The organism is Thiobacillus denitrificans (assembly GCF_001530125.1).
GTDB classification, from domain to species: domain Bacteria; phylum Pseudomonadota; class Gammaproteobacteria; order Burkholderiales; family Thiobacillaceae; genus Thiobacillus; species Thiobacillus denitrificans_C.
Window position 1 is genome coordinate 1 of the sequence record NZ_LDUG01000022.1, and the last position, 22,934, is coordinate 22,934.

The following is a 22,934-nucleotide window of genomic DNA, read 5'->3' on the forward strand; positions in this document are numbered from 1 at the left end:
GGGCAAGTGATCAAGGATGTTGTGTTCAACGAAGAGGCCGGGCGAGTGCGGGTCGTGTGCGACCGCGATCGACGCCGCCAGCCGGTGGATCACCGCACGGGCCGGCGCGGCTCCGTGAACCGCCTGTTGCGCCGGACAGTGCTGGACGTGCCGCTGGGCGGTTGGCCGTGCGAGATCGAGATCGAATACGCCGAGGTCTTCCTGTCGTTCGGGCAGGTACGCGTGGAAGCGCTGCCGTTCGTCAGCCCCAAGGTGCGGGTGACCAGGCGCTATGCCCGCCTGATCGCCGGGATGGCGCGCCATATGCCGATCTCGACGGTAGCGCGCCACACCGGCCTGTCGTGGGACTCGGTGAAGGCCATCGAATGCGCGCATCTGGCCGAGACGATTCCGATCCCCGATCCGAAGAGTCTCGAAGGCATCCGTTATCTTGGCGTCGATGAAGTCGCCCGCACCAAGGGACAAAGCTACTTCACGCTGGTCTACGACCTGTCTCCGATCCCCGATCCGAAGAGTCTCGAAGGCATCCGTTATCTTGGCGTCGATGAAGTCGCCCGCACCAAGGGACAAAGCTACTTCACGCTGGTCTACGACCTGTCGCCCGGCACGGACTACGGCCGTATCCTGTGGATCAAGGAAGGGCGCGACAGTGCGGTCTTGCTGGAATTTCTCGACGCCCTTTCCGAAGACTGTGCCGACGCCATCGAGGCGGTGGCGCTGGACATGGGGCCGGCCTACATTGCCGCAGTGCAGAATGGGTTGCCCAATGCCGCCATCGTGTTCGACCGCTTCCACGTCATGCAGATGTTCAACAAGGTGATCCGCGACTGCCGTCGCGCCGAGTTCAAGGCGGCCAGGACGCTGGGCGACCTGACCGGTCAGCAGGCGATAAAAGGCAGCCTGTGGCTGCTGCTGTCGAACCGCGACACGCTCAAGGACACCGATCAGGATCGACTCGACCAGCTGCTGGCGCAGAACCAGCCGCTGGCCACGCTCTATGCGTTGAAGGAGCAGTTGCAGTGGCTGTGGCAGCCCGACTCGACATTCGCCGCGATGGCTGCCCGCCTCGACGACTGGTGCGGCATGGCCATCGCTGCCGGGATGTCCGGCCTGGCGAAGTTCGTGAAGACCTTGCGGGCGCATCGTACCGGTATCTGCGCGTATGCCTGCCGATCATCCGATCACCACCTCTCGGCTGGAGGCGGGCAATGTGTCCATCGCCCTGTTGCGCCGCCGCGCCAGAGGCTTCCGCGATATGACGTACTTCAAACTCAAGATATTCCAGTTGAACACCAAGGACACGCCGTCATTCCTCTACAACCGCGCGTCGCCAGCGCCGCCGCCAACACGCTTGTCTACCGTAGGAAAACCGTGAAGAGCCCAAAAAGTGCTTTGGCGGTATCCACGCTGAGGCAAAATTTCGCCAAAGCCAGGCTAACCAACGGATCCCGGGTTTGCAGGAGCGCCTTTTCAATCTCCACGTCGTCTACAACGAATCTCCCAGGTTCTCTCACCTCAGCGCGAGCTTCCAGCAGATCGAAAACCCGCTCAGGCGAACTGGCGAGATAGGTTGCCTTGTCGATGATGGTTTGATGGCTTTTCAAGCTGTGCCCCTTAGCATTCTCATGAGCGGGGTGTAGCTACAAGCTTTACCTCAAAAGCAAAACGCCAAGCCCAGCGACGATTATTTTTATGAGGGTGTGACCTCCGCCGTAATCCCCGGCGACCCTGATGGTGCCGGCACGGCAACGATATTGCGGGTAAGTTTTAAGGTTTACAGGGCTAAGGGCAGCAAACTGTTAGGCGAGGGCGTCACCTACGTGCGGAGGGGCGGAGACCTCCCGGGCCCGTGGCATCCGTCTTCGTTTACGTGCCCGTCCATCACAGAAAGCTCTGGGGTCGAGAAGCAAATTTTCTTGAAGGGGGCTGACCAGTGCGTAGCCTCGACTAGCTCAGCCAGGCCGAATTTGCCTTAGCCGCGTACGCGCTAGACATAACCCCACCTTTGGATGCGGCCGAGCATCGCAAGGCCCTGCGAGACACAGCCATGTTTCGTTAGCATAAACGATAACAAACCCGTGTTTTCGCCATAATTAGCGCGCAAATTATCGTTTATGTTAACGTTTTATGAGTGGTGGCAGCCGCCATAACCATAGAACCGTCCCAGACAGCGCCGCAGCCCAGCTCTTAACTAGTGATTTGGTACAGCATCAAAGTAGTCAAATGGTCCGGGCCGCGCTAGGCGGTCAAGGGTCGCGCAGGAGCGTTCGTCTGTAACTGAACTACAATCCACACAAGCCACATCCGCAGCCCCTGGAGCCCCGCGATGACAGCATTCCTACTCGAGGTACTCGCCGCCATCAAGGAAGGGCCGCGGCTGTACTTTGCGCCGGTCGTGGGGGCCATCAAGGCCACCAGCCAATCTACGCCTCGCCGTCCCATGAAATAATCCGCCCTCGGGCTGCACCCGCCAGCCCACACCTCCATGCCACACCGTTCAGCGGTGCTGGCGCTCATCGTCCCTAAACCGTGAATCTATGGAGGTTCCAAATGCAGCACACACGTACACGTACTGAAACCGTCACCGTCACCGAGACGGCCCACGTCACTTGCGACCGCTGCCATCGCGAGATGGTGCCGAACGACCTGGACTGCGAGCACCAGGAGCGAATCGCGATCCGCTTCCGCGCCGGCTACAGTTCGGTGTTTGGGGACGGCAACCTGGTGGAGGCGGATTTGTGCCAGCACTGCGTCAAAGAAGTGCTTGGGCCGTGGCTGAGGGTCACAGAGGACGACCCGTTTGAGCCCGCGCATAGGCTGGACGGAAAGCCCAAGGGGGCGTGGCAGGAGAACCAGCTGCCGGGCAGGGAGGCCGGGCTGGGAGAACCCGGGCGATCCGATTGGCCCGGCGCCGACGGGTAGCAGCCACAAAAAAGCGGCCCGTCTTTCGAGGGCCACCTGTAAGGTGTAACTGATTGTTAACTATCGACAATTCATGCGTTTTTTCGGAAATAGCATAGTAAACGCAACCGGCAACAGCATAGTAAACGCAACCGGCAACAGCATAGTAAACGCAACCGGCGGCCATAGGATATCGGCTTGGCTTGTGCCAATAAGAAAGCGGCCCAGCTCTCGACAGGCCGCTTGTAAGATGTAACTGAAGTTACACCAATGAAAATCAATTAAATACTTTCACTTTTCTGCTTTTTTGCACGGCTAACTCGTTGAAGTTAAAGCCGATTAGTCAACTGCGTAGTAACACCCCGCAGAAGACCCAAAACTCAAAAAAACGGCTGAACACACAACTATCAGGGCTATGTAATAACATTGCGTTATATATCGTTTATTGATACAATATGCATATTAATTGCAACTTCTTCAAACCTGGATGACCGCCTTAAGCCCTCTATCTGCAGTTCTGGACTCCGCCGAGCGCGAAGGCCGATTGAACGTGCACGCGGCAGACCTCTTGGCCGCCTTACCTGGCACAAGCCCTGGGGCTTTGCGCCAAGCGCTTTATCGTCAGCAGGCCCAAGGGAGGATCGTTCACCTCTCTCGTGGTTCTGGGCACTGGTTGATCGTGCCGCTGCAGTTCGCGTCAGCGGGGGCACCGCCACTGGAAACTTGGCTGGACCACTATCTATCAAAGACCCTCCATGCCCCTTACTACGTTGGGCTATTGAGCGCCGCTGAGGCCTACGGCGCGTCCCCTTACGCGGTTATGGTCACCCAAGTTATGGCAGCCAAATCGCGCCGGCCCGTAACGGTTGGACGCCACGAACTTGTATTCCACACTCGGGCCAGGATCCAGCAGATGCCGACTCGGTGGCATGAAACAGCGGACGGCCGGTTCAAGGTGAGCACTCCTGAATTGACGGCCTTGGAACTGGTGCAACGTGACGCGCAGGTTGGCGGAATAGCTCGAGTGCAGGAGGTCTTGCACGCGCTGTACGAAGCCTGTTCGCTCGAAGGGTTGCAGGAAGCCCTCGATGCGGCTCAAGAGGTGCCGGCTGCACAGCGCCTCGGAACACTGTTTTCCCTGCAAGGCAGGGCCGAACTGACCCAAGGTGTCCAGCATTGGCTACAAGGTCGCAAGATGCGGGCTATCCCACTAGAAAGTGGATCCGACATCGGCGCTGATTGGCGCCTAGACGATGTTTTCAAAGTATGGCTTCCACCTTCGATAGAAAGGTCGAACGCATGATTCAACAAGCGCATCTCACCGCATGGCAAAGCCATGCGCCTTGGCCAAAACGCAGCCAACTTGAGCAGGACTTGAGGCTTGCCCGAGGCGTGGCGGCCATTTTTTCTGACCCAGTACTGAGCGCGCACCTAGCGATGCGTGGCGGCACCGTGTTGCACAAGGCGCACCTCGCACCCGCGGCGCGCTATTCAGAAGATATCGATCTGGTGCTGGTCAAATCGATGGAAACGGAGGTTCTGGACCAGAACTTGCGCCGTGTGCTGCAACCGATACTGGGTAACCCAACGGACTCACTCATAGCTGAGGCCTGGCTGGCGCTACGCAATGCAATGAAGCCGTCCAAGATTCTACGTACGGCGTACAAGTTCGTGCCGCTTGGATTAATGCGAGAAGAAACCATCAAAGTCGAAGTCAACCTTAACGAGCAGGCCTCGCTATTTCCGCTGGTGAACGTGGAAATCGGGCTGTTGAACGATGATGGCGAACTGGCCACTGCTTCGGTGCGGTCATACGATATCAACGAGATGCTGGGCACCAAGACGCGAGCACTGATGCAGCGGCAGCAAGGACGGGACCTTTTCGACCTCTGCCATGCATGGCAACAAAGCCAGCAAGGGGGGACGAAATTCAGAGTCGATGGCGTTCGGACAATGGAGGCTTTTGAGTGGTATCTGGATCAAGAGAATACTCACATGGGGTTGGCCGAGGCGAACGCAGCTCTGGCCGTGCGCTTGCGCAATCGGAGATTCTGCGACGACATGAACACCCTGCTGCGACCTGGGCTACCAAAGTTTGATGTTAAAGCCGGCGCCCAACTAGTGCGAACCGCTTTCCTATCCCATCTCAAGAGCTAGAGGTGTTCTAAGTGGGCAGCGCAAGGCCTCGGTGAGCTGCGCCCGCTTTTTCAGATCACATGGAAGCGCGCCCGGCGCACCAGTTAATTAATTTCACTTTCACCATTTTTACGCGCCTAACCCATTGAAGTTAAATCGAATGGGTCATCTGCTTAGTAACCCCCTTTTGTACACCCCGAATTCAAACCATACCGACCAAACTGGTTTAAATAAATATGCTCTGGCCATCGCCTTTGCTCTGCTCGGCAGCACCGGCCACCCTCACCGGGGCTACGCTGCTGCCCTGCCAGTTCGCCCATGCAACCAGTAAATGGCGTCGACTCCATATTTGTCTGGTCCAGATGAATCTAGTCCGATGGCAGCTATGGCCTGTACACCAGACATTATCGGCGACTATTTTCACCGGCTGTTTCTGGCCGGGAGCACCTATTGGGCGACGTTGTCCCATTGCAGTCATTGTGTGCAAGTGTCGGCGCATTCCTGCTGCTTACCGTCAGAGGTGTAGTCCTCCTACAAACGTCTTGATCTTCCCCGCATCCCTGTAATTTCCCTTACTGTCGAAGCAAGCTGACCACTTTTGCCAGCATCTCGCGCTTCTGGCAACTTTCAAGGCAGCCTTGAGACCAACCTCGATTCGCCCAGCATCATTGGCGTAGTAGTCGCGGCATCCTGAGTATCGAATCTTGTCGTAGCCTTCTTCGTCGATCAGCGCTATGTAGTCGACACGTGAACAAACACCAGTGGCTTCTGTAATCGTAAGCAGGTAGGTCCCTTCCGGGAATTGATAAGCTTCCGCGCTCCAGCCCCCGAGTGATGTCATGGTATCAATCGCACATTGATGTCCAGGCTCAGGGTCATCCGGATCGTAATCACTCTCCGGATAGATATCTTTCAGGTCTTGCAGCAGTTTCACCAGATTTATTGCTTCCACTTTGGCTTCCTTTCAATAGTGTTGATTTAATGCCCGGGATGGGCGCTGTGGGATCTACCCACTTAATGTATGGACCGAACTTATACGAGCCTGGGTAGGGCGAACTTCTTGCAGTTTTCTTACCGCCTGTTCGCTGCTTCTGAAGGCGTTTTGACGACCTTCATATTTCCCGTACTTGCTGATGTCCATAAACGGTATAGGGATCCTGTTTAGATTCACGCATAGCAAATCAGCATGAGAAGCAACCGTTTGTAGGTAAGGACGAACCGTTGGTCAGCCGGCATGCATATCGTTGAGGGAGGGGTAAGTCTTTGCCAAGGAGGTTGGCTATGGCATATCAGAAGAGCTTCGCCTGCTCACATCGGCACAATAGAAAAGCGGGGGTTTCCCCCCGCTCGAATTTACTTGCTTGCTTTCCTGCTGCTCACGATCCTGGGAGCCAGTTCAACTTCCAGCATTTCCCTGATCATGCCCGCGATTCTTGGCCAATCGTGTTTGCTCGACAATAGGTTTTTTCCGGTTGCATCTTGGTACAGCAAGACCAACGCTGCTTTGACATCCTGCGGCAATTTATCAAGGTCCGGAGGAAGCATGTACAGGTAGTTCGGATCACCTGCCATATACGCAATCGCTGTATTCACGTCATTTTCCATCTTGTCCTTCGGCACGTAAAAGTCCTGTGCGGTCACTTGCCCAGCCGCCATTTTTACGAAAATAGGCGGGCAGCCCAGATAGCGCGCGGCAGCCTGAACGACATCAGCCGAAATTCTTGGGGTCTCTCGTATTCCTTTTTTCAGCTGGATCAGATACCCGTATGTAACCCCTAGCGCCGAGGCCATCTGGTGCATTTTTTGGCTTCTCGAGCTTGCAGTACGGGTCAGCCACACAAGAAAAGCTGCCCCGGGTCTTTTTAAATCCTCCTCGGACATTCCGTGAAACTGTTCCTCCACTCCAAGACCCTTCACCGGTTTGCCATTGAACTCAAGCACTTTCATTTGTAACTCCTTGTTTATCGCTTCCGACAAAAAATTGCCGGCCGCGCGCCTTCATTGATTAATTGACCTTGCGCATCGGGTGTCGGTTTATCGGATAGCCGAAATCGCGAACGCAATAGGTATAGCCACAATTCCTAAATAACTGCCGTCGGCAGTTCGGCGAGGCGTGATGGCATTCCTCGCCCCGCCCCTTTACTTGATGCCCAGGGCCTGGTGAGCCCGGTGCAGGCGTGTGCGCACAGTGTTTATTGGCACGTGCAGTGACTGGGCGATCTCCGCATACGACAGATCGTCCTGATACCTCAGCTGCAGCGTATCGGTCAGGGATGGGGAAAGCGATTCCAGCCGACTCAACAGTGCCTGAGCTCGTTGCCTGGCGATTAGATGCTCCTCCGGCGTGGCTATGTCAGGAATTTCGAGAGCGCCATCGGCTTCGCTCTCACGGGTCAATGAAGAGGCCAGAACCTCATGTCGGTGGCGCTGAAGGTCATTAAAAACCGTATTGAGCAATATTCGGTACAACCAGCTGTAGACCTGGGACTCACCGCGAAACTTGTCCAGGTTCAGCCATGCCTTGATTAGACAGTCCTGCACCAGGTCTTCCGCTGTTGCGGAGTTGCGCACGATGCGCTGTGCCTGCCACATGAGTTTCGATCGGTTTTTTTCCAGGTCAGCGTAGCTGGGCGGCTGGGGTTTTGTTGCATGGGTCAGGGTGCTCATTGTGGAACCAGGTGGCAATCGGTGCCCGGTATAGCCACAGCCGACACCCAGTTTCTCGTTCACCAAACCGCCGCTTGTGCGCGGCGCAAACTATTTTTCACCAAGCCATCGCCAGTCGCTATACCAGTGGCAGTGGTTTCAATAAAGGACACATGATGAGTACTACAGAGGTAGTTGAATTGAAGGAGTTGATTGAACTGTTGGTGGACATCGCTGCGACAACATTAACCAACGAAGGGGAAGCAGCATGCAAGTCGCAGCAATTTACGCGCGCTACTCGGACGACGCGCAACGTGAAACGTCCATCGAAGACCAGGTCCGCCGTTGCACAGAGGTTGCACAAAGACACGGTTTCACAGTAAGCGAAGATCAGATATTTACTGACGCGGCAATAACCGGCACGGAAAAGGGAACTCACAAACGGCTTGGCTATCACGCTTTACTCGCCGCCTGGGATAAGAATCAATTTAATGCACTGATTGTCGATGAACTTCCGCGCCTGGCGCGGGACGTGATCGAATTTGCAAATCTGCAGAACAGGATCGAGAAGTCAGGCGTCCGGCTGATATCGGCGGATGGGCTCGACTCAATAATGCCAAACTGGCAACTGCAATTTCAGATAGTTGGCGCAATCGGCCAGCACTTCATTCGTGAGACAAGGCACAGAGTACTTCGTGGCATGACCGGAACCCTGGAAAGGGGCTTCATGATTGCCGCCCCAGCCTTCGGCTACGTTCTGCAGAGAATTCTGGATGCCAAAGGGGAGCCGGTTGGTTCGAACTGGGTTATTGACGAATCGAAAGCGGACATCGTTCGAAACATGTATGCACAGCGCAGTAACGGCATGGCGTATGCGGAGATTGCGAAGCGGTTGAATAACCAGGGGGTTAAGCCCCCGCGTCAAGCGAGGAAAGAGGGGGGAGGTGATGGCTACTGGCGTCCGGGCAGCGTCTACCGCCTGCTGACAAACACGATCTATCGCGGAATTTTCGTCCTTAACGGCAGCGGCTTTGCGCGTGCGAAGGCTAAAAAGGAGGGCAGGGAGCTTGTTCCGGTGGAGTATAGACGCCCTGAACTCAGGCTTGTCGACGATGAGACATGGGATGTAATTAGCCAGGGGCGGGTAAGTCGCACTGCCCGGGGCGGCGGCAAGCATATGTTTGCTGGGCTGGTGACGTGTGGAACGTGCGGAGGAACCCTGACGGTTTCCTCCGAAAAGGATGGAGTACGGATGCTTTACTGCCCGCAGTGCGCCCAGGCAAAGCGTGTAGGGATACTGGACAAAGGACCGGGCTATACGTCAGCCGGCGGCGTGACAGAACTGCTGAAGCATCTTCTCGAACGCGTGCTGCAGGGGGAAGTGCTAGATGTCTTTCGCGCCAGGCTGAGAGTTCGACTGGAAGGCGGTTCTGATGCGGAGCTGGCGATCCTTCGGGACAATGTGAACAAAGCTGACAAGGCTTGCGCCAGGATGTCAAAAGCGCTGGCTGATGTCGAAGGCAACGAGCATATCGAAAAAGAGTGCAGGCTCGTCTGCTCGCAGCACAAGCAGCTTAAGGTGCAATTACAGGAGTTTGAGGAAGGGCTGGCAAGGCAGGACAAAACGAGTATCGAAAAGCAACTTCAGGTTGTTACCCCGTTCAGTCTTGTGAACATGCTGTTTACAAGCGGGCATTCTCCAGAACGGATTCGAGCGGTGCTCAGCCGCTTGTTTCCGAAATTTGTTGCCTTGGGGAAACCGGGCCGCCATGAATCGGTCTTTGAGGTCACGGTAGTCCCGGGTGTGGCACTTGCGGAAATGACGGGGACGGCGACGCTTGAAACAGGGTCAATTACACGGCGTTTTAGTTTGAAAACAGGGGCAAGGCGCCCTGTGACGTGGGTTGTTGAGGAAATTGAGGGATGAATTCGATGGGGGGCGAAAGCCCCCCATTTTTTGCGTCTATTCTTCGAATCATCGAAGTCGTTTGTAAATGGTCAGACGACTGGCAGCACCTGTTGAGGGTTGTACGATGCCTGCCCTCACCCGCGGGCCTGCCAGTACGCGATAGCCCAGCGGGCAGGCGTCGGACAAGCCTCGAGGGAGGAAACCGCGGGGACTGGTGATGCGGCTGGGTAAGCCTACAAATCTATGGGGATTTGAAGGACCGCACTCATGCTGGACGTGGCGATGAGGCGGATCAATCTGTGCTGGACCGCTGTTTGGTATCGCCATCTTAAGCGGATACACCTGATTATTCGGGGAGGCGTCAGGCACGAAACGGCGTTATTCCAGCGCAAGGCCAAGCCGTCCGCTATCGGCGCTGGACGCTGAAGAGCCGACAGATGGTTGGTGCATCGGGAAGCGATCGCGCTCATGGCGCACCCCGAAGCGGCGGTGGCGCGCGGATCGGTTGCCCGCGCATCAGGACCTCGACCACGATCATCGCCGCCCCACACTCGGGGCAGACGAAGGCCGGCTGGGCGATGCCGGCCGCTGCATCCGCACCCGGGGATTCTGCGTCGGGGGATGGGATGGCATGCAGCAGCTCACGCGCCTTGGCGAGGTTCTCCCTACGCCCGGTATTGGCGAGCAGCCCATAGTGGCGGATGCGATGGAAGCCCCCAGGCAGGACGTGCAGCAGGAAGCGGCGCATGAACTCGTCGGCACCGAGCGTCATGGTCTTGTAGCGTGTCCTGCCCTTGGCGCGGTAGTCCTTCCAGCGGAAGCTGACGCCGCGCTCGTCCAGGGCGATCAATCGGCTGTTGGAAATCGCCACCCGGTGGGTATAGCGCGACAGGTAGGCCAGCACCGCAGCCGGTTCGGCAAACGGGCGCTTGGCATAGACCACCCACTCACATTTCCGCAGCGGTGCCAGCCAGTCGGCGAAGGCCGTCGCCTCGGCCAGCGGGGCGTGCTCGCCGAAGAACTGCAACTGGCCACTGCGATGCGCCGTCTCGAGCGCTTCGAGGAAGCGGCGGCGAAACAGCCGCGACAGCACCCGCACCGGCAGGAAGAAGCCGGGCTTGCAGGCGACCCAGCGTGTGCCGTCCGGCGACAGCCCGCCGCCGGGGACGATGCCGTGCACGTGGGGATGGTGCGTGAGCGCCGATCCCCAGGTGTGCAGCACCAGGGTCACGCCGATATGCGCCCCCAGATGTTTCGGGTCGGCGGCGATGGTGCGCAGGGTCTCGGCGGCGACCTCGAACAGCAGGGCATAGATCACCGCCTTGTTGGTGTAGGCGATGGCACTGATCGGCGCCGGCAGGGTGAACACCACGTGGTAGTAGTCCACCGGCAGCAGATCGGTCTGATGCGCTTCGAGCCAACGCCGTGCAGCACTGGCCTGGCACTTCGGGCAATGCCGGTTTCTGCAGGAATTGTAGGCGATCTCGCTATGCCCGCAGGCGTTGCAGTGGAGCACATGCCCACCCAGCGCCGCGCTGCGGCACTGCTCGATGGCCGACATGACCTTGATCTGGCCCAGGCTCAGGTGGCCACGCTGAGCCTGCCGCCAGGCTGGCCCGTGAGCGCGGAAGACATCCGCGACCTCCAGGGCGGGACGCCCCATGGCCGTGACCTACAAGGAGTGCAGGGTCTCGATGGGACTGACCACCTCGCGCAGGACGTCGGTGGTGTTGACACAACTTAACCCTACCAACCATGAGTCATATAAATCAATTAGTTAGGTAATTCATTAACCAGAAATACAAGCTAAGGCTTACAACCTCTTTACTCAAACAACCTAATTTTGCTAACCAGCCTGAATGGCCGTATTTAGGGCATTCCAGGCTGATCGACACTGCCCTTGCATTCGAAGCGTCTCGTAATTGGCCGCAGGCGTCGGCGAGTGCGCTCGCACCAAGTAAACTAGTGCTAAGTTATTGATAACTAGCTGTTTATTTGAATAAAATTCCCGTTTCGTGCATGCTTGGAGGTTCTCGAATGACCTGGGCTTGATGCATGCACAAACGAATAGAAGGACCTGTTCTGTATCTGGATTTCGACGGCGTCCTGCACCCTGACGCTGCGTACTGGATTAACGGCCAGATAGTCCTGCGCTGCGAAGGAAGGAGCTTGTTCGAGTGGGCTCCTGTACTAGCCGAATGTTTGGAACCGTATCCCGAAGTCCAAATAGTCCTGTCCACAAGCTGGGTGCGGGTGCTCTCGTATAACAAAGCCCGAGCCTGGCTCCCGGATTCCTTGGCTGAGTGCGTAATTGGGGCAACATGGCACAGCTCGATGAACCGGTACTGGTGGGACGGGCTTTCACGCTACCAACAGATACGCTTGCACTGCATGCGCCACGGCATAACGCGCTGGATCGCGATCGACGATGATCTGACAGGCTGGCCGGACGATAGCCGCGAACAACTGGTTGCCACCGACTCCAACCTGGGCATTGCTGCGCCGGACGTACGGTCACTTTTGCTCCGGAAGCTGGAAGGGCTGTGGAAATGAGCGATGAGCCAGAAACACAGCGTCTGCAAGACCTGATCCCCCAGAATCTGGACGACATTATTCGTGCTAACCGGGATAAATGTCGGCTGGCGTTCGCGACTGACGAAGAATGCCACGAGCTGGAGCGTGACCTCGCAAACGCAGCTGCCGGGAAGGTTTGCCATACCTTGAAGGATTGGAACCTCTTGATGATCCACGTTACCGCCAATGGATCAGTGAAGTCATTACCTAAGCTACTGGGCGGCGTGCAAGAAACCGGGCAGTGTTGGATAACCTCTACTGTGAAGGGGATTGACACCCACACTGGCCTGGTTCTGACTGAAAACTCCTTGTACAGGGTCGTTGGCCCACGCGACTCTGAGCCAGACAAGCACCTCCTGCTCCATGTTTGTGTTTGGCTGAACCAACGGGGAGTTGGCCGTTACTTCGGCGTGCCTGAGTTTTTCTATTAGCGGAGGGTAAATACCAGGGCGGTTTCAAGCCCCAAGTGCAAAAAGCGCAGCATGATGCTGCTTGAAATCGAAAGCGTCTGGTGTGAACAACTCCGCGGGGCACTTGAAGCCTAGCGACTTGCGCGGTCGAGTGTTCAGTTTCCAGGCGATTTCGTCCAGCTCGTCCTGATCGAAGCCGCTCAAGTCGCTGCCTTTGGGCAGGTACTGCCGCAGCAGGCCGTTGGTGTTCTCGTTGATGCCGCGTTGCCAGGGGCTGTGCGGGTCAGCAAAGTACACCTTTACCCCGGTATCGAACGTCAATTGCTGATGTGCCGCCATTTCTCGCCCCTGATCGTAGGTCATCGACAGGCGCTTCTGCGCCTCGATCCGGTTGAGCACATGGCCGAAGCCCTTTACTGCCGATTCGGCGCTGGCATTGTCCATCCGGGCCAGCACCGTGAACAGCGTGGTGCGCTCCACCAGCGTGCCCACCGCGGAACGGTTGTACGCACCCTTGATGAGGTCGCCCTCCCAGTGTCCCGGCACCAGGCGCTCCTCGATCTCTGGCGGCCGGTCATGGATGCTGACCATGTCGGGAATCTTCCCCCGTCGATCTTCACCACGCGCACGTGGGCGACGTTTGGCATGACCGAAGCGCAGCCAGCCGATCACTTCCGTGCGCAACTCGCCGCGCGGCATGGCGTAGATGGCGGTGTAGAGGGTTTCGTGAGAAACCTGCAACGAAGGAAGGTCAGGATGCACAGCAGCCAGTGTGCCAGCAATCTGCTCGGGCGAGTAACCCGCCTTCAGGTAGCGCATGACTTGATCCCACAATGCAGCGCCCGGCCGCAGGCGGCGTTCAACACGCGGCTTGACCTTCGATGCGCACGCCTGCGTGTGCGCGGCCTCGGAGCGGTATCCGCCAGCTAATCGTGGTCGTCCAGGGCATCTGGGCTGCTGCGGTCGAACCCAGCCATTGCGCTTCAACTCCCGACTGAGGGTCGAAGCTGAACGACCAAGCTCCTGCGCAATCTGCCCAGGCTTGAACCCCATCGATAACTGCGTCTGGATCATCGTCCGTTCTTCAAGACTCAACTGCTTGTAGTTTTTTCCCATGCAACATTCTCTCCTGAAAAATGTTGCACTTGGTTTTTGAGCGCGCCCAGCCATCCTCTGGCGGGCTTCCTAAACAACATCAATTATCCAAAATTATCCGTGAATTGATAATTGGCTACAGAGCCCTCAAGGAGCGGACAGCCCAGCGTGGCCGTGGGTCATGCATCGCGCATTGGCGTTTTTCGATTCAGTACTTATACTGTACATGCATACAGTATTTGGAGGAAGCCCCCATGCGAGACCTGACGCGTCGCCAGGAAGAAATCTTCAGCCTGATCCGGGAATGGATCGAGACCACCGGCCTGCCGCCCACGCGGGCGGAGATCGCGCAGCACTTCGGCTTCAGTTCGCCGAACGCGGCCGAGCAGCATCTCAAGGTGCTGGCCAAAAAGGGCGTGCTGGATCTGGTGCCGGGGATGTCGCGCGGCATCCGGCTGAAGGGCGGCGGCGGGGTGCCGCTCGTGGGCCAGGTGGCGGCAGGCAGTCCGATCCTGGCGCAGGAGAATATCGAGCGGCACTACCAGTTCGACCCTGCGATGTTTTCGCCGCGCGCGGACTATCTGCTCACGGTGCGCGGCATGAGCATGAAGGACGCCGGCATCCTCGATGGCGACCTGCTCGCGGTGCATCGCAGCGCCGAGGCCAAGGCCGGGCAGGTGGTGGTGGCACGGATCGGCGACGAGGTCACCGTGAAGCGCTTCAAGCAGCGCGGCCACACTGTGCAGCTCTTGCCGGAAAACCCCGACTTCGAACCTATCGTCGTCGACCTCAAGCGCCAGGAGCTGGTGATCGAAGGCATCGCGGTCGGCGTGATTCGAAACGGCAAGAGTCTATGACCCCAACGCTGGAATCGGTCCTGCAGCACCCCGGCATCTGGCGCGGCAACCAGCGCGCGCAGATGGCCGAGGACGCTCTGCCGACCGGCTTTGCCGCGCTGGACGAGTTGCTGCCGGGCGGCGGCTGGCCGCGCGGGGCGTTGACCGAGGTACTACTGGCGCGGCAGGGGATCGGCGAGCTGCGGCTGCTGACGCCGACCCTGGCGCGCCTGTCGCAAGCGGACGGCTGGCTGGCCTGGGTGGCGCCGCCCTACGTACCTTATGCCGCGGCGCTGGCCGCCGCTGGCATTGATCTCAAGCGCCTGGTGGTGGCGAAGCCGCAATCCGAAGCCGACGCCTGGTGGACGGCGGAGCAGGCGCTGCGCTCCGGCGCCTGCGGGGCCCTGCTGGCGTGGCTGCGTGCGGCCGACGAGCGCCGCATGCGCCGGCTGCAGCTGGCGGCCGAGAACGGCCAAACCTGGGGCGTCCTGTTCCGCCACGCGCGTGCCGCGCAGGACCGTTCCCCCGCCGCGCTGCGCCTGCTGCTCGAGCCTTCCGCGGATGGGCTCGCGGTGAGCATCCTCAAGCGGCGCGGCGGGCCGGTGAGCAAGCCGGTGTTCGTGGCCATGCCGCAGGCAGGCATGGCCCGCAGGACACGGCGCGCGGCGCCCGTGCTGTCGCTGGTGCATTCCTGACGCATCTTCCCGAAGTAAACCCTGCGAGTGTGTTGTCATGCTGTGGCTCGCCCTTCATTTTCATTCGCTGTCGCTGGAAGTCTTTTCCCGCGGCGTGGCCGTGCCCGAACCGCTGGCAGTGGTCGAGAAGCAGGGCGGCCGCACCTGGGTCGTCGCCTGCAACGACGCCGCCGAAGCCTGCGGCGTGCACCTCGGCATGGCGGCGCCTGCGGCACAGGCCATGGCGGACGGACTGATCGTGCGCAAGCGCGACCCGTCCGCCGAGCTGGAATCGCTCGCCGGCCTTGCCGTGTGGGCGGGGCGCTTCACGCCCTCGGTGAGCCTTGAGCCGCCCGATGGTCTGCTGCTCGAAATCAGCACCTGCCTGAGCCTGCATCGCGGGCTGGCTAACCTCTTGAAGCTCGCACGCAGCGGGATCGGCGAGATGGGTTACGCAGCTTCGATGGCCTGCGCACCGACCGCACATGGCGCCTGGTTGCTGGCGAAGGCGGGCATCGAAAAAGCCGTCCGCGAGCACGCGCGGCTGGAGACAATTCTCGCCGCGCTGCCGCTCGCGCTGCTCGACCAGCCGCCGGCGGTGCTGGAGGGGCTGGAGCGGGTCGGCGCCCTAACGCTCGGCGACTGCCTGCGCCTGCCGCGGGGAGGGGTCGCGCGACGCTTCGGCCAGTCACTGCTCGACGAGCTCGACCTCGCCCTGGGCCGGCGACCCGAGGCGCTTGCCTTCTTCGTGCCGCCGGCAAGCTTCGAGCGGTCGCTAGAACTGCCCGCGCCGGTGCACGATGCCGAAGCCCTACAGTTCGCCGTACGCCGACTGCTGCCAGAGCTGGAAGGATTCCTCATGCTGCGCCAGGCCGGCGTGCAGGAACTGGAGCTCGTCTGCCGGCACGAGCGGCGCAACAACACGGTCATCAAGCTCGGGTTCGCCAAGCCCACGCGTGATGCGGCGCGCATGCAACTCCTGTTGCGCGAGACGCTCGGCCGCACCCGCCTGAAAGCCGCGATGCATACCCTCGTCCTGCGCGCGCCGCTGGTCCTGCCGCTGTCGGCATCGAGCGCCGACCTGTTCCAGAAAAGCCGCGAGGCCGACGGCGACCTCCTGCTGGAGCGCCTACGCATCCGCCTCGGCAAGGACGCGGTCTACGGCGTTGAGACCGCCGCCGACCACCGCCCCGAGCGCGCCTGGCGCGCCGCCTGGGGGCCGAAGCGGGCTGCTGAACCCAACCGCCATCGTCCGCTGTGGCTGTTGCCCAAGCCGCTGCCGTGCCACGACGGCCGGCTTAAGCTGACATCGGGGCCCGAGCGCATCGAAAGCGGCTGGTGGGACGACGGCGATGTCGCCCGTGACTACTACGTGGCGGAAGACCGCAACGGCGCGCAGCTGTGGGTGTACTGCGACCGCGTGAGCGGCGAGTGGTATGTGCACGGGGTGTTTGCGTGATGGTCTACGCCGAACTCCACTGCCTCTCCAACTTTACTTTCCTGTGCGGCGCCTCGCATGCGGAAGAACTGGTCGCGCGCGCGCACGAATTGGGCTACGCGGCGCTGGCGATCACCGACGAATGTTCGCTCGCCGGCATCGTGCGCGCCCACGTGGCGGCGAAGGAATGCGGGCTCAATCTCATCGTCGGCAGCGAGATCCGGTTCAGCGACGGCCCGTGTGTCGTGCTGCTGGCCACCAATCGCGCCGGCTACGGCAATCTCTCCGCACTCATCACACGGGGGAGGCGCAGCGCGACCAAGGGACGCTACGCACTTTCCCTCGATGATCTGCGTGACGGCCTACCGGGATGCCTCGCGTTACTGTTAACCGACTCGCTGCCTACGTTGGAATACGCGCAAACCCTCGCTGCACGCTTTCCAGGCCGTGCGTGGGTCATGGTGGAACTCTTCCGTGCGCCCGACGACGCCGAGCGGCTCGCCGCGGCAAGCGATCTTGCGCAGGCAGCCGGTCTGCCATTGGTAGCAGGGGGCGACGTGCACATGCACATTGCCGAGCGCCGCGCGATGCAGGACACGCTCACCGCGATCCGCCTTGGCGTGCCGGTGTTCGACGCCGGCGAAGCGCTCCATCCCAACGGCGAGCGGCATCTGCGGTCGTTCAGCGACCTCGCGCAGCTCTACCCGCAAGCGCTGCTCGACGAGACGCTCGCAATAGCGGCGCGCTGCCAGTTTTCGCTCGACGAACTGCGCTACGAATACCCAGAGGAACTCGTCCCGCCCGGCGAGACCGCGATCGGTTATTTGCGCAAGCTGACCGAAGCCGGCCTGGCTGGGCGCTTCGCGGATGGCACGCCGGACAAGGTGCGCGGGCAGGTCGAGCACGAGCTCGCGCTCATCGAGGAGCTCAAATACGAGCCGTATTTCCTCACCGTGCACGACATCGTCAGCTTCGCCAGGGGGCACGGCATCCTGTGCCAGGGGCGCGGCTCGGCGGCCAATTCGGCGGTGTGCTACGCGCTGGGGATTACCGAGGTGAACCCGGCCTGCATGGAGATGCTGTTCGAGCGCTTCATCTCGCGCGAGCGCAACGAGCCGCCCGACATCGACGTCGACTTCGAACACGAGCGGCGCGAGGAAGTGATCCAGTACCTCTACGCGAAATACGGCCGCGACCGCGCGGCGCTCGCCGCCACAGTGATCAGCTATCGCCCCAAGAGCGCGATGCGCGACGTCGGCAAGGCGCTCGGCTTCGACCTCGAGCAGGTGGACCGGCTGGCGAAATCGGTGGCGTGGTGGGACGGCCGCAAGGTGCTGCCGGAACGCCTGGCCGAAGCGGGCTTCGACCCTGAAAATCGCAAGGTGGCGTTGTTGATGCGGCTGGTCGATGAGCTGGTGGGCTTCCCGCGCCATCTCTCGCAGCATGTCGGCGGCTTCGTCATTGCGCGCGGACAGCTCTCGCATCTGGTTCCGATCGAAAACGCGGCGATGCCAGAGCGCACCATCATCCAGTGGGACAAGGACGATCTCGACGCGCTGGGCCTGCTGAAGATCGACGTGCTCGCGCTCGGCATGCTCTCCGCCATCCGCCGCGCGCTCGACCTGGTGGGCGCGAAACGCGGGCGGCCATTCGCAATGAGCGACATTCCTTCCGAAGACCCGGCGGTCTACGACATGATCGGGCACGCGGATACGGTCGGCGTGTTCCAGATCGAATCGCGCGCGCAGATGGCCATGCTGCCGCGCATGAAGCCGCGCCGCTTCTACGACCTGGTGATCGAGGTCGCGATCGTGCGGCCGGGCCCGATCCAGGGCGGCATGGTGCATCCCTACCTGCGCCGGCGCACACAGGTGGAGCCGGTCACCTATCCGAGCGAGGAAGTGCGTGGTGTGCTGGAGCGCACCCTGGGTGTGCCGATTTTCCAGGAGCAGGTGATGCAGCTCGCCGTCGTCGCAGCAGGCTTCACGCCGGGCGAAGCCGACAAATTGCGCCGCTCAATGGCGGCGTGGCGAAGGAAGGGCGGGCTTGAGCAGTTCGAGCGGCGCCTGGTCGACGGCATGCGCGCGCGCGGCTACCAGGAAGACTTCGCGCGGCAGATCTTCATGCAGATCCAGGGCTTCGGCGAATACGGGTTTCCCGAATCGCACGCCGCCAGCTTCGCGCTGCTGGTGTACGTCTCCGCCTGGCTCAAGTGCCACGAGCCGGCGGCCTTCGCCTGCGCGCTCTTGAACAGCCAACCGATGGGCTTTTACGCCCCCGCCCAGATCGTGCTGGACGCGCGCCGCCACGGTGTGGAAGTGCGGCCGGTCGACGTGCTGGCGAGCGAATGGGACTGCACGCTGGAAGCCTCGGCGGGCGACACGCAGACCCTGCGCCTGGGCCTGAGACAGGTGAACGGACTCTCGCTGGAAGGTGTGGCCCGCCTCATTGCGGCGCGCGCGCAAGGCCGCTTCGACAGCGTCGAGGAACTGGCCGCGCGCAGCGGTATCGATCAGCGCGACCTGAAACACCTCGCCGCCGCCGGCGCGCTGGCCCGACTGGCCGGCCACCGCCGCAAGGCCTATTGGGACGTGGCAGGGATCGAGCGCCGCATGCCGCTCGCGATGGGGCAGGTGACGGAGCCGCAGCCCGACCTCTTTCCGCTCACCGAAGGCCAGGATCTGGTCGCCGATTACGCCAGCCTGGGATTGAGCCTCGGCCGCCACCCGCTCGCACTGTTGCGCGACCGCCTGCGGCGCGAAAGGATCGTCACCGCCGAGGAATTGAGCCGCCTGCCGCACGGCCGCCTCGTGCGCGCCGCCGGCCTCGTCCTCAACCGCCAGCGCCCCGGCACCGCGAGCGGCGTCACCTTCCTCACGCTCGAGGACGAGACCGGCCACGTCAACGTCGTCGTCTGGCGCGATCTGGCCGAGCGGCAGCGACGCGAGCTATTGGGCGCGCGCCTGCTGGCGGTGTACGGAACGCTGGAGCGGCAGGGCGAGGTGGCGCATCTCATCGCCGGGCACTTGCGGGATCTGACGCCGCTGTTGGGGGATCTGGTGACCCATTCGCGCGATTTCCACTAGATTCAACTTATGTGCGGACGATACGCCCTGACTTCCCCTCCCGCGGTGATCGCCGAGCGCTTCCACCTGCTGTGGGCGCCGAAAATCGAAGCGCGCTACAACATCGCCCCCAGCCAGATGATCCCGGTGGTGCGCGAAACGGCAGAGGGCAGGTTGCTGGCCCTGCTCAAGTGGGGCCTGATTCCGTGGTGGGCCAAAGATGCACACATCGGCGCGAAGCTGGCCAACGCCCGCGCTGAGTCGCTCGCCAGCAAGCCCGCTTTTCGCGACGCGTATCGCTATCGCCGCTGCCTGGTTCCCGCCGACGCCTTCTACGAATGGAAGCCGGTCGCGGGGCGCAAGCAGCCCTACTGCATCCGCATGCGCGACCACGCCCTGTTCGGCATGGCGGGGCTGTGGGAGCACTGGGTTGCCCCCGACGGCCAGGTGGTGGAAAGCTGCACCATCGTCACGGTCGACGCCAACGCCCTGGTGGGCGAGCTGCACGACCGCATGCCGCTCATCCTGGCGCCGGCCGACTACGACGCATGGCTGGGCGCCGGGACCAGGGAGGCCGCCTTGCCGCGTGCCGTTGCGGCGGAGGAGATGGTGGCCTATCCGGTCAGCCCCCTGGTCAGCAACGCGCGAAACGACGATCCGGCGTGCCTGGTTCCGATCGACACACCCTGAGATTCCGCAGCCCGCCTAGCCCGGCAAAAAAACGGCGTACGCGGGTTGCTTCGGCACCGGTACTGTATAAAAATACAGCATGCAAACCGTCGTTGATTCCCCCCTCGAAGCCCGGCCCGATCCCGATCCGCACGCCTATCTGGCGCGCCTGAATCCCGAGCAGCGTTGCGCCGTCGAGCACGGCGGGGTGGGCGAGCCCGCCGGCCCGCTGCTGGTGATCGCCGGCGCGGGGTCGGGCAAGACCAATGTGCTGGCGCACCGCGTGGCGCATCTCGTCGCCGAGGGCGCCGACCCGGGATCGATCCTGCTGCTGACCTTCTCGCGGCGTGCTGCGGAGGAAATGTCGCGGCGCGCGGAGCGCATCGTGCGCCAGGTCGCCGTCGGCCGTCCGCACCTCGCGGGGGCGAAGCTTGCCTGGGCGGGCACCTTCCACAGCGTCGGCGCGCGCCTCCTGCGCGACTACGCGCCGCGCATCGGCCTCAACCCGGCCTTCACCATCCACGACCGCGAGGACTCCGCCGACCTGCTGAATTTGGCGCGGCACGAACTGGCGCTTGCCGATACGGCAAAGCGCTTTCCGCGCAAGCACACCTGCCTTGCCATCTACTCCGCCGTGGTCAACACGCTCGCCCCCCTGGGCGAGGTGCTTCAGAAGCGCTATCCCTGGTGCCTCGACTGGGAAGACGACCTCAAGCGCCTGTTCCGCGCCTATGTCGAGGCGAAACAGGCGCAGCACGTGCTCGACTACGACGACCTGTTGCTCTACTGGGCGCAGATGGCGGCGGAGCCCGCGCTGGCGCAGGAGATCGGCGCGCACTTCAGCCATGTGCTGGTGGACGAATACCAGGACACCAACGCGCTGCAGGCGAGCATCGTGCGCGCATTGAAGCCAGACGGCCGCGGCGTGACGGTCGTCGGCGACGACGCGCAGTCGATCTACGCCTTCCGCGGCGCCACCGTGAAGAACATCCTCGACTTCCCCGCGCAGTTCACGCCGCCCGCGCGCATCGTCACGCTCGAGCGCAACTACCGCTCCACCCAGCCCATCCTCGCCGCCGCCAACGGTGTGATCGCCCGCGCCGCGGAGGGATACGGCAAGTCGCTGTGGAGCGAGCGCGAATCGGCGGAGCGGCCGCAGCTGGTGAGCGTGCGCGACGAGACCGACCAGGCCGCGTTCGTGGTGGAAGACGTGCTGGCACGGCGCGAGGCCGGCATCGCGCTCAAACAGCAGGCGGTGCTGTTCCGCGCCTCGCAACACAGCGCGACGCTGGAGATCGAACTCACGCGGCGCAATATTCCTTTCGTGAAGTTCGGCGGGCTCAAATTCCTCGATGCCGCGCACGTCAAGGACGCGCTCGCAGTGCTGCGCTGGATCGAAAACCCGCGCGACCGCGTCGCCGGCTTCCGCGTGCTGCAGCTGATGCCCGGCGTCGGGCCGAAGACCGCGGCGCAGGTGCTCGACCTGCTCGCCGGCGTGCAGGACGTGGCGATGGCGCTGCGCGAGGTGCGCGTGCCGCCCGCCGCCGCCCAGGCCTGGCAGGATTTCCTCGCGCTGGTCGACGCGCTCTACAACCGCGAGCTGCCGTGGCCTACCGAATTCGAAGCCATCGAAACCTGGTACGCGCCGCATCTGGAGCGCCTGCACGGCGATGCGGAGGTGCGCCAGGGCGACATCGTCCAGCTCGCCCAGATCGCCCGCACCTATCCCTCGCGCCAGCGCTTCCTTACCGAACTAACGCTCGACCCACCCGACGCCACCAGCGACGAGGCCGGCGTGCCGTTGCGCGATGAGGACTATCTGATTCTCTCCACCATCCACTCCGCCAAGGGCCAGGAATGGAGTGCTGTGACCCTGCTGAACGCTGTAGACGGCTGCATCCCTTCCGACCTGGCGACCGGCAGCCCGCAGGAAATCGAGGAAGAACGGCGGCTGCTGTACGTAGCGATGACGCGCGCCAAGGATCATCTGCAGATCGTGGTGCCGCAGCGCTTCTACATCACCCAGCAGCAGGGCTACGGCGACCGCCATGTCTACGCAGGCAGGACACGCTTCATTCCACCCGGCATGGCGGAGCTGTTCGAGACCCGGGTGTGGCCGGAGGCTGCCGCTCAGCCAGCCGCAAGCCCGCCGCCAACCGAATTCGTCGAACTGCTTTCGAAGATGAAGGCAATGTGGAAGTGACAGCCGGCGGCCCCAACCACTTCACTGCAACTGGCTGCTTAACTTCACCCTAAGGCCGGCCACATATCGAGTGTAGTCCTAGTCCCATTGTCTCCGTTCGTCTAAGAGCGGGGGTTTAGGAGCATGCGACGTTACGACCGGTTCTCGGCCAAAGGGGTCTCTTGCCCTGCATGGAATATACGTCCGCTATGGGCTTCTGACCGGTCGACCACAGATCAGTAACGCCGAATGTCCGCTTCAGACTTCCTCGAATGCGTACTCCCGACCCGTTTCGGACACTCTGACTGACCGCGCGACATGTGCGGTTGTCGGCTCTTCCAGCCATTCACAATTTAAAACGGCAACTCCTCGACTGAAGATAAGGAGCGGAGCGCTATC

At 61.3% G+C, this 22,934-nt stretch carries 18 protein-coding genes and 1 pseudogene; 14 read left to right on the top strand and 5 right to left on the bottom strand.

The features are described from left to right. Positions 1 to 222 precede the first annotated feature (222 nt). From ABW22_RS18425 to ABW22_RS09180, 5 genes and pseudogenes are all read left to right on the top strand, one after another. Positions 223 to 1,155: pseudogene (locus tag ABW22_RS18425) on the top strand (ISL3 family transposase); the annotation flags it as partial. A gap of 7 nt (positions 1,156 to 1,162) precedes the next feature. Next, positions 1,163 to 1,375 (top strand): transposase, encoded by a 213-nt coding sequence (locus tag ABW22_RS18430; RefSeq protein WP_419184925.1) that lies wholly within the window; start codon positions 1,163 to 1,165, stop codon positions 1,373 to 1,375. Positions 1,376 to 2,550: 1,175 nt separating this feature from the next. After that, positions 2,551 to 2,922 (top strand): hypothetical protein, encoded by a 372-nt coding sequence (locus tag ABW22_RS17750; RefSeq protein WP_193393294.1) that lies wholly within the window; start codon positions 2,551 to 2,553, stop codon positions 2,920 to 2,922. Positions 2,923 to 3,367: 445 nt separating this feature from the next. Continuing rightward, positions 3,368 to 4,204, top strand: coding sequence for a type IV toxin-antitoxin system AbiEi family antitoxin domain-containing protein (locus ABW22_RS09175; protein WP_157648587.1), 837 nt, complete (start codon positions 3,368 to 3,370; stop codon positions 4,202 to 4,204). After that, positions 4,168 to 5,058 (top strand): nucleotidyl transferase AbiEii/AbiGii toxin family protein, encoded by an 891-nt coding sequence (locus ABW22_RS09180; protein WP_059755277.1) that lies wholly within the window; start codon positions 4,168 to 4,170, stop codon positions 5,056 to 5,058. Before ABW22_RS09175 ends, ABW22_RS09180 begins: the two co-directional genes overlap by 37 nt. A gap of 493 nt (positions 5,059 to 5,551) precedes the next feature. On the opposite strand, the gene ABW22_RS09185 is transcribed toward ABW22_RS09180, so the two are convergent. The 3 genes from ABW22_RS09185 to ABW22_RS09195 form a co-directional block, all read right to left on the bottom strand. Beyond that, entirely contained in the window at positions 5,552 to 5,971 is a 420-nt protein-coding gene (locus ABW22_RS09185) for a hypothetical protein (protein WP_157648588.1), read from the bottom strand. A 419-nt stretch (positions 5,972 to 6,390) separates the two neighbouring features. After that, positions 6,391 to 6,984: a helix-turn-helix domain-containing protein gene (locus ABW22_RS09190; protein ID WP_157648589.1), complete on the bottom strand. Its 594-nt coding sequence runs from the start codon at positions 6,982 to 6,984 to the stop codon at positions 6,391 to 6,393. 192 nt (positions 6,985 to 7,176) lie between these two features. After that, positions 7,177 to 7,704, bottom strand: coding sequence for a sigma-70 family RNA polymerase sigma factor (locus ABW22_RS09195; protein WP_082708666.1), 528 nt, complete (start codon positions 7,702 to 7,704; stop codon positions 7,177 to 7,179). A 247-nt stretch (positions 7,705 to 7,951) separates the two neighbouring features. Between ABW22_RS09195 and ABW22_RS09200 the strand changes: the two genes are divergently transcribed. Then, positions 7,952 to 9,610: a recombinase family protein gene (locus ABW22_RS09200; protein WP_059755286.1), complete on the top strand. Its 1,659-nt coding sequence runs from the start codon at positions 7,952 to 7,954 to the stop codon at positions 9,608 to 9,610. 448 nt (positions 9,611 to 10,058) lie between these two features. Here the strand turns inward: ABW22_RS09200 and ABW22_RS09205 are convergent, their stop codons facing one another. Next, positions 10,059 to 11,255 (bottom strand): IS91 family transposase, encoded by a 1,197-nt coding sequence (locus ABW22_RS09205; RefSeq protein ID WP_059755289.1) that lies wholly within the window; start codon positions 11,253 to 11,255, stop codon positions 10,059 to 10,061. A 392-nt stretch (positions 11,256 to 11,647) separates the two neighbouring features. Between ABW22_RS09205 and ABW22_RS09210 the strand changes: the two genes are divergently transcribed. After that, the gene (locus ABW22_RS09210) at positions 11,648 to 12,145 is read left to right on the top strand and encodes an HAD domain-containing protein (protein ID WP_059755292.1); all 498 of its coding nucleotides are present in this window, start codon (positions 11,648 to 11,650) and stop codon (positions 12,143 to 12,145) included. Further along, positions 12,136 to 12,597, top strand: a complete 462-nt coding sequence (locus ABW22_RS09215) for a hypothetical protein (RefSeq protein ID WP_157648590.1) — start codon at positions 12,136 to 12,138, stop codon at positions 12,595 to 12,597. The genes ABW22_RS09210 and ABW22_RS09215 overlap by 10 nt, the downstream gene beginning before the upstream one ends. Before the next feature lie 24 nt (positions 12,598 to 12,621). Here ABW22_RS09215 and ABW22_RS09220 read toward each other — a convergent pair whose 3' ends face one another. Beyond that, positions 12,622 to 13,692, bottom strand: coding sequence for an IS30 family transposase (locus ABW22_RS09220; protein ID WP_059755298.1), 1,071 nt, complete (start codon positions 13,690 to 13,692; stop codon positions 12,622 to 12,624). Positions 13,693 to 13,925: 233 nt separating this feature from the next. Here ABW22_RS09220 and lexA point away from each other — a divergent pair, with 233 nt between their 5' ends. The 6 genes from lexA to ABW22_RS09250 all read left to right on the top strand — a co-directional run bounded on the left by lexA (position 13,926) and on the right by ABW22_RS09250 (position 22,556). After that, positions 13,926 to 14,528: a transcriptional repressor LexA gene (gene lexA, locus ABW22_RS09225; RefSeq protein ID WP_059755302.1), complete on the top strand. Its 603-nt coding sequence runs from the start codon at positions 13,926 to 13,928 to the stop codon at positions 14,526 to 14,528. Next, positions 14,525 to 15,202, top strand: a complete 678-nt coding sequence (gene imuA, locus ABW22_RS09230; protein WP_059755304.1) for a translesion DNA synthesis-associated protein ImuA — start codon at positions 14,525 to 14,527, stop codon at positions 15,200 to 15,202. Before lexA ends, imuA begins: the two co-directional genes overlap by 4 nt. Before the next feature lie 37 nt (positions 15,203 to 15,239). Then, positions 15,240 to 16,640, top strand: a complete 1,401-nt coding sequence (locus ABW22_RS09235) for a Y-family DNA polymerase (RefSeq protein ID WP_059755307.1) — start codon at positions 15,240 to 15,242, stop codon at positions 16,638 to 16,640. Then, positions 16,640 to 19,705: an error-prone DNA polymerase gene (locus ABW22_RS09240; RefSeq protein ID WP_059755311.1), complete on the top strand. Its 3,066-nt coding sequence runs from the start codon at positions 16,640 to 16,642 to the stop codon at positions 19,703 to 19,705. The genes ABW22_RS09235 and ABW22_RS09240 overlap by 1 nt, the downstream gene beginning before the upstream one ends. Before the next feature lie 9 nt (positions 19,706 to 19,714). Further along, positions 19,715 to 20,374, top strand: a complete 660-nt coding sequence (locus ABW22_RS09245; protein WP_059755314.1) for an SOS response-associated peptidase — start codon at positions 19,715 to 19,717, stop codon at positions 20,372 to 20,374. Between the two features lie 79 nt (positions 20,375 to 20,453). Next, entirely contained in the window at positions 20,454 to 22,556 is a 2,103-nt protein-coding gene (locus ABW22_RS09250; protein ID WP_059755317.1) for an ATP-dependent helicase, read from the top strand. Positions 22,557 to 22,934: the final 378 nt, after the last annotated feature.

Bases quoted from the DNA above. Each gene is read 5' to 3' on its own strand.
- ABW22_RS09220 (WP_059755298.1), bottom strand. From the start codon at position 13,692: ATGGGAAAAAACTACAAGCAGTTGAGTCTTGAAGAACGGACGATGATC.
- ABW22_RS09200 (WP_059755286.1), top strand. From the start codon at position 7,952: ATGCAAGTCGCAGCAATTTACGCGCGCTACTCGGACGACGCGCAACGT.
- ABW22_RS09210 (WP_059755292.1), top strand. From the start codon at position 11,648: ATGCACAAACGAATAGAAGGACCTGTTCTGTATCTGGATTTCGACGGC.
- ABW22_RS09250 (WP_059755317.1), top strand. From the start codon at position 20,454: ATGCAAACCGTCGTTGATTCCCCCCTCGAAGCCCGGCCCGATCCCGAT.
- ABW22_RS09195 (WP_082708666.1), bottom strand. From the start codon at position 7,704: ATGAGCACCCTGACCCATGCAACAAAACCCCAGCCGCCCAGCTACGCT.
- ABW22_RS09240 (WP_059755311.1), top strand. From the start codon at position 16,640: ATGGTCTACGCCGAACTCCACTGCCTCTCCAACTTTACTTTCCTGTGC.
- ABW22_RS09245 (WP_059755314.1), top strand. From the start codon at position 19,715: ATGTGCGGACGATACGCCCTGACTTCCCCTCCCGCGGTGATCGCCGAG.
- lexA (WP_059755302.1), top strand. From the start codon at position 13,926: ATGCGAGACCTGACGCGTCGCCAGGAAGAAATCTTCAGCCTGATCCGG.
- ABW22_RS18430 (WP_419184925.1), top strand. From the start codon at position 1,163: ATGCCTGCCGATCATCCGATCACCACCTCTCGGCTGGAGGCGGGCAAT.
- ABW22_RS09205 (WP_059755289.1), bottom strand. From the start codon at position 11,255: ATGGGGCGTCCCGCCCTGGAGGTCGCGGATGTCTTCCGCGCTCACGGG.
- ABW22_RS09180 (WP_059755277.1), top strand. From the start codon at position 4,168: ATGGCTTCCACCTTCGATAGAAAGGTCGAACGCATGATTCAACAAGCG.
- ABW22_RS09190 (WP_157648589.1), bottom strand. From the start codon at position 6,984: ATGAAAGTGCTTGAGTTCAATGGCAAACCGGTGAAGGGTCTTGGAGTG.
- imuA (WP_059755304.1), top strand. From the start codon at position 14,525: ATGACCCCAACGCTGGAATCGGTCCTGCAGCACCCCGGCATCTGGCGC.
- ABW22_RS17750 (WP_193393294.1), top strand. From the start codon at position 2,551: ATGCAGCACACACGTACACGTACTGAAACCGTCACCGTCACCGAGACG.
- ABW22_RS09235 (WP_059755307.1), top strand. From the start codon at position 15,240: ATGCTGTGGCTCGCCCTTCATTTTCATTCGCTGTCGCTGGAAGTCTTT.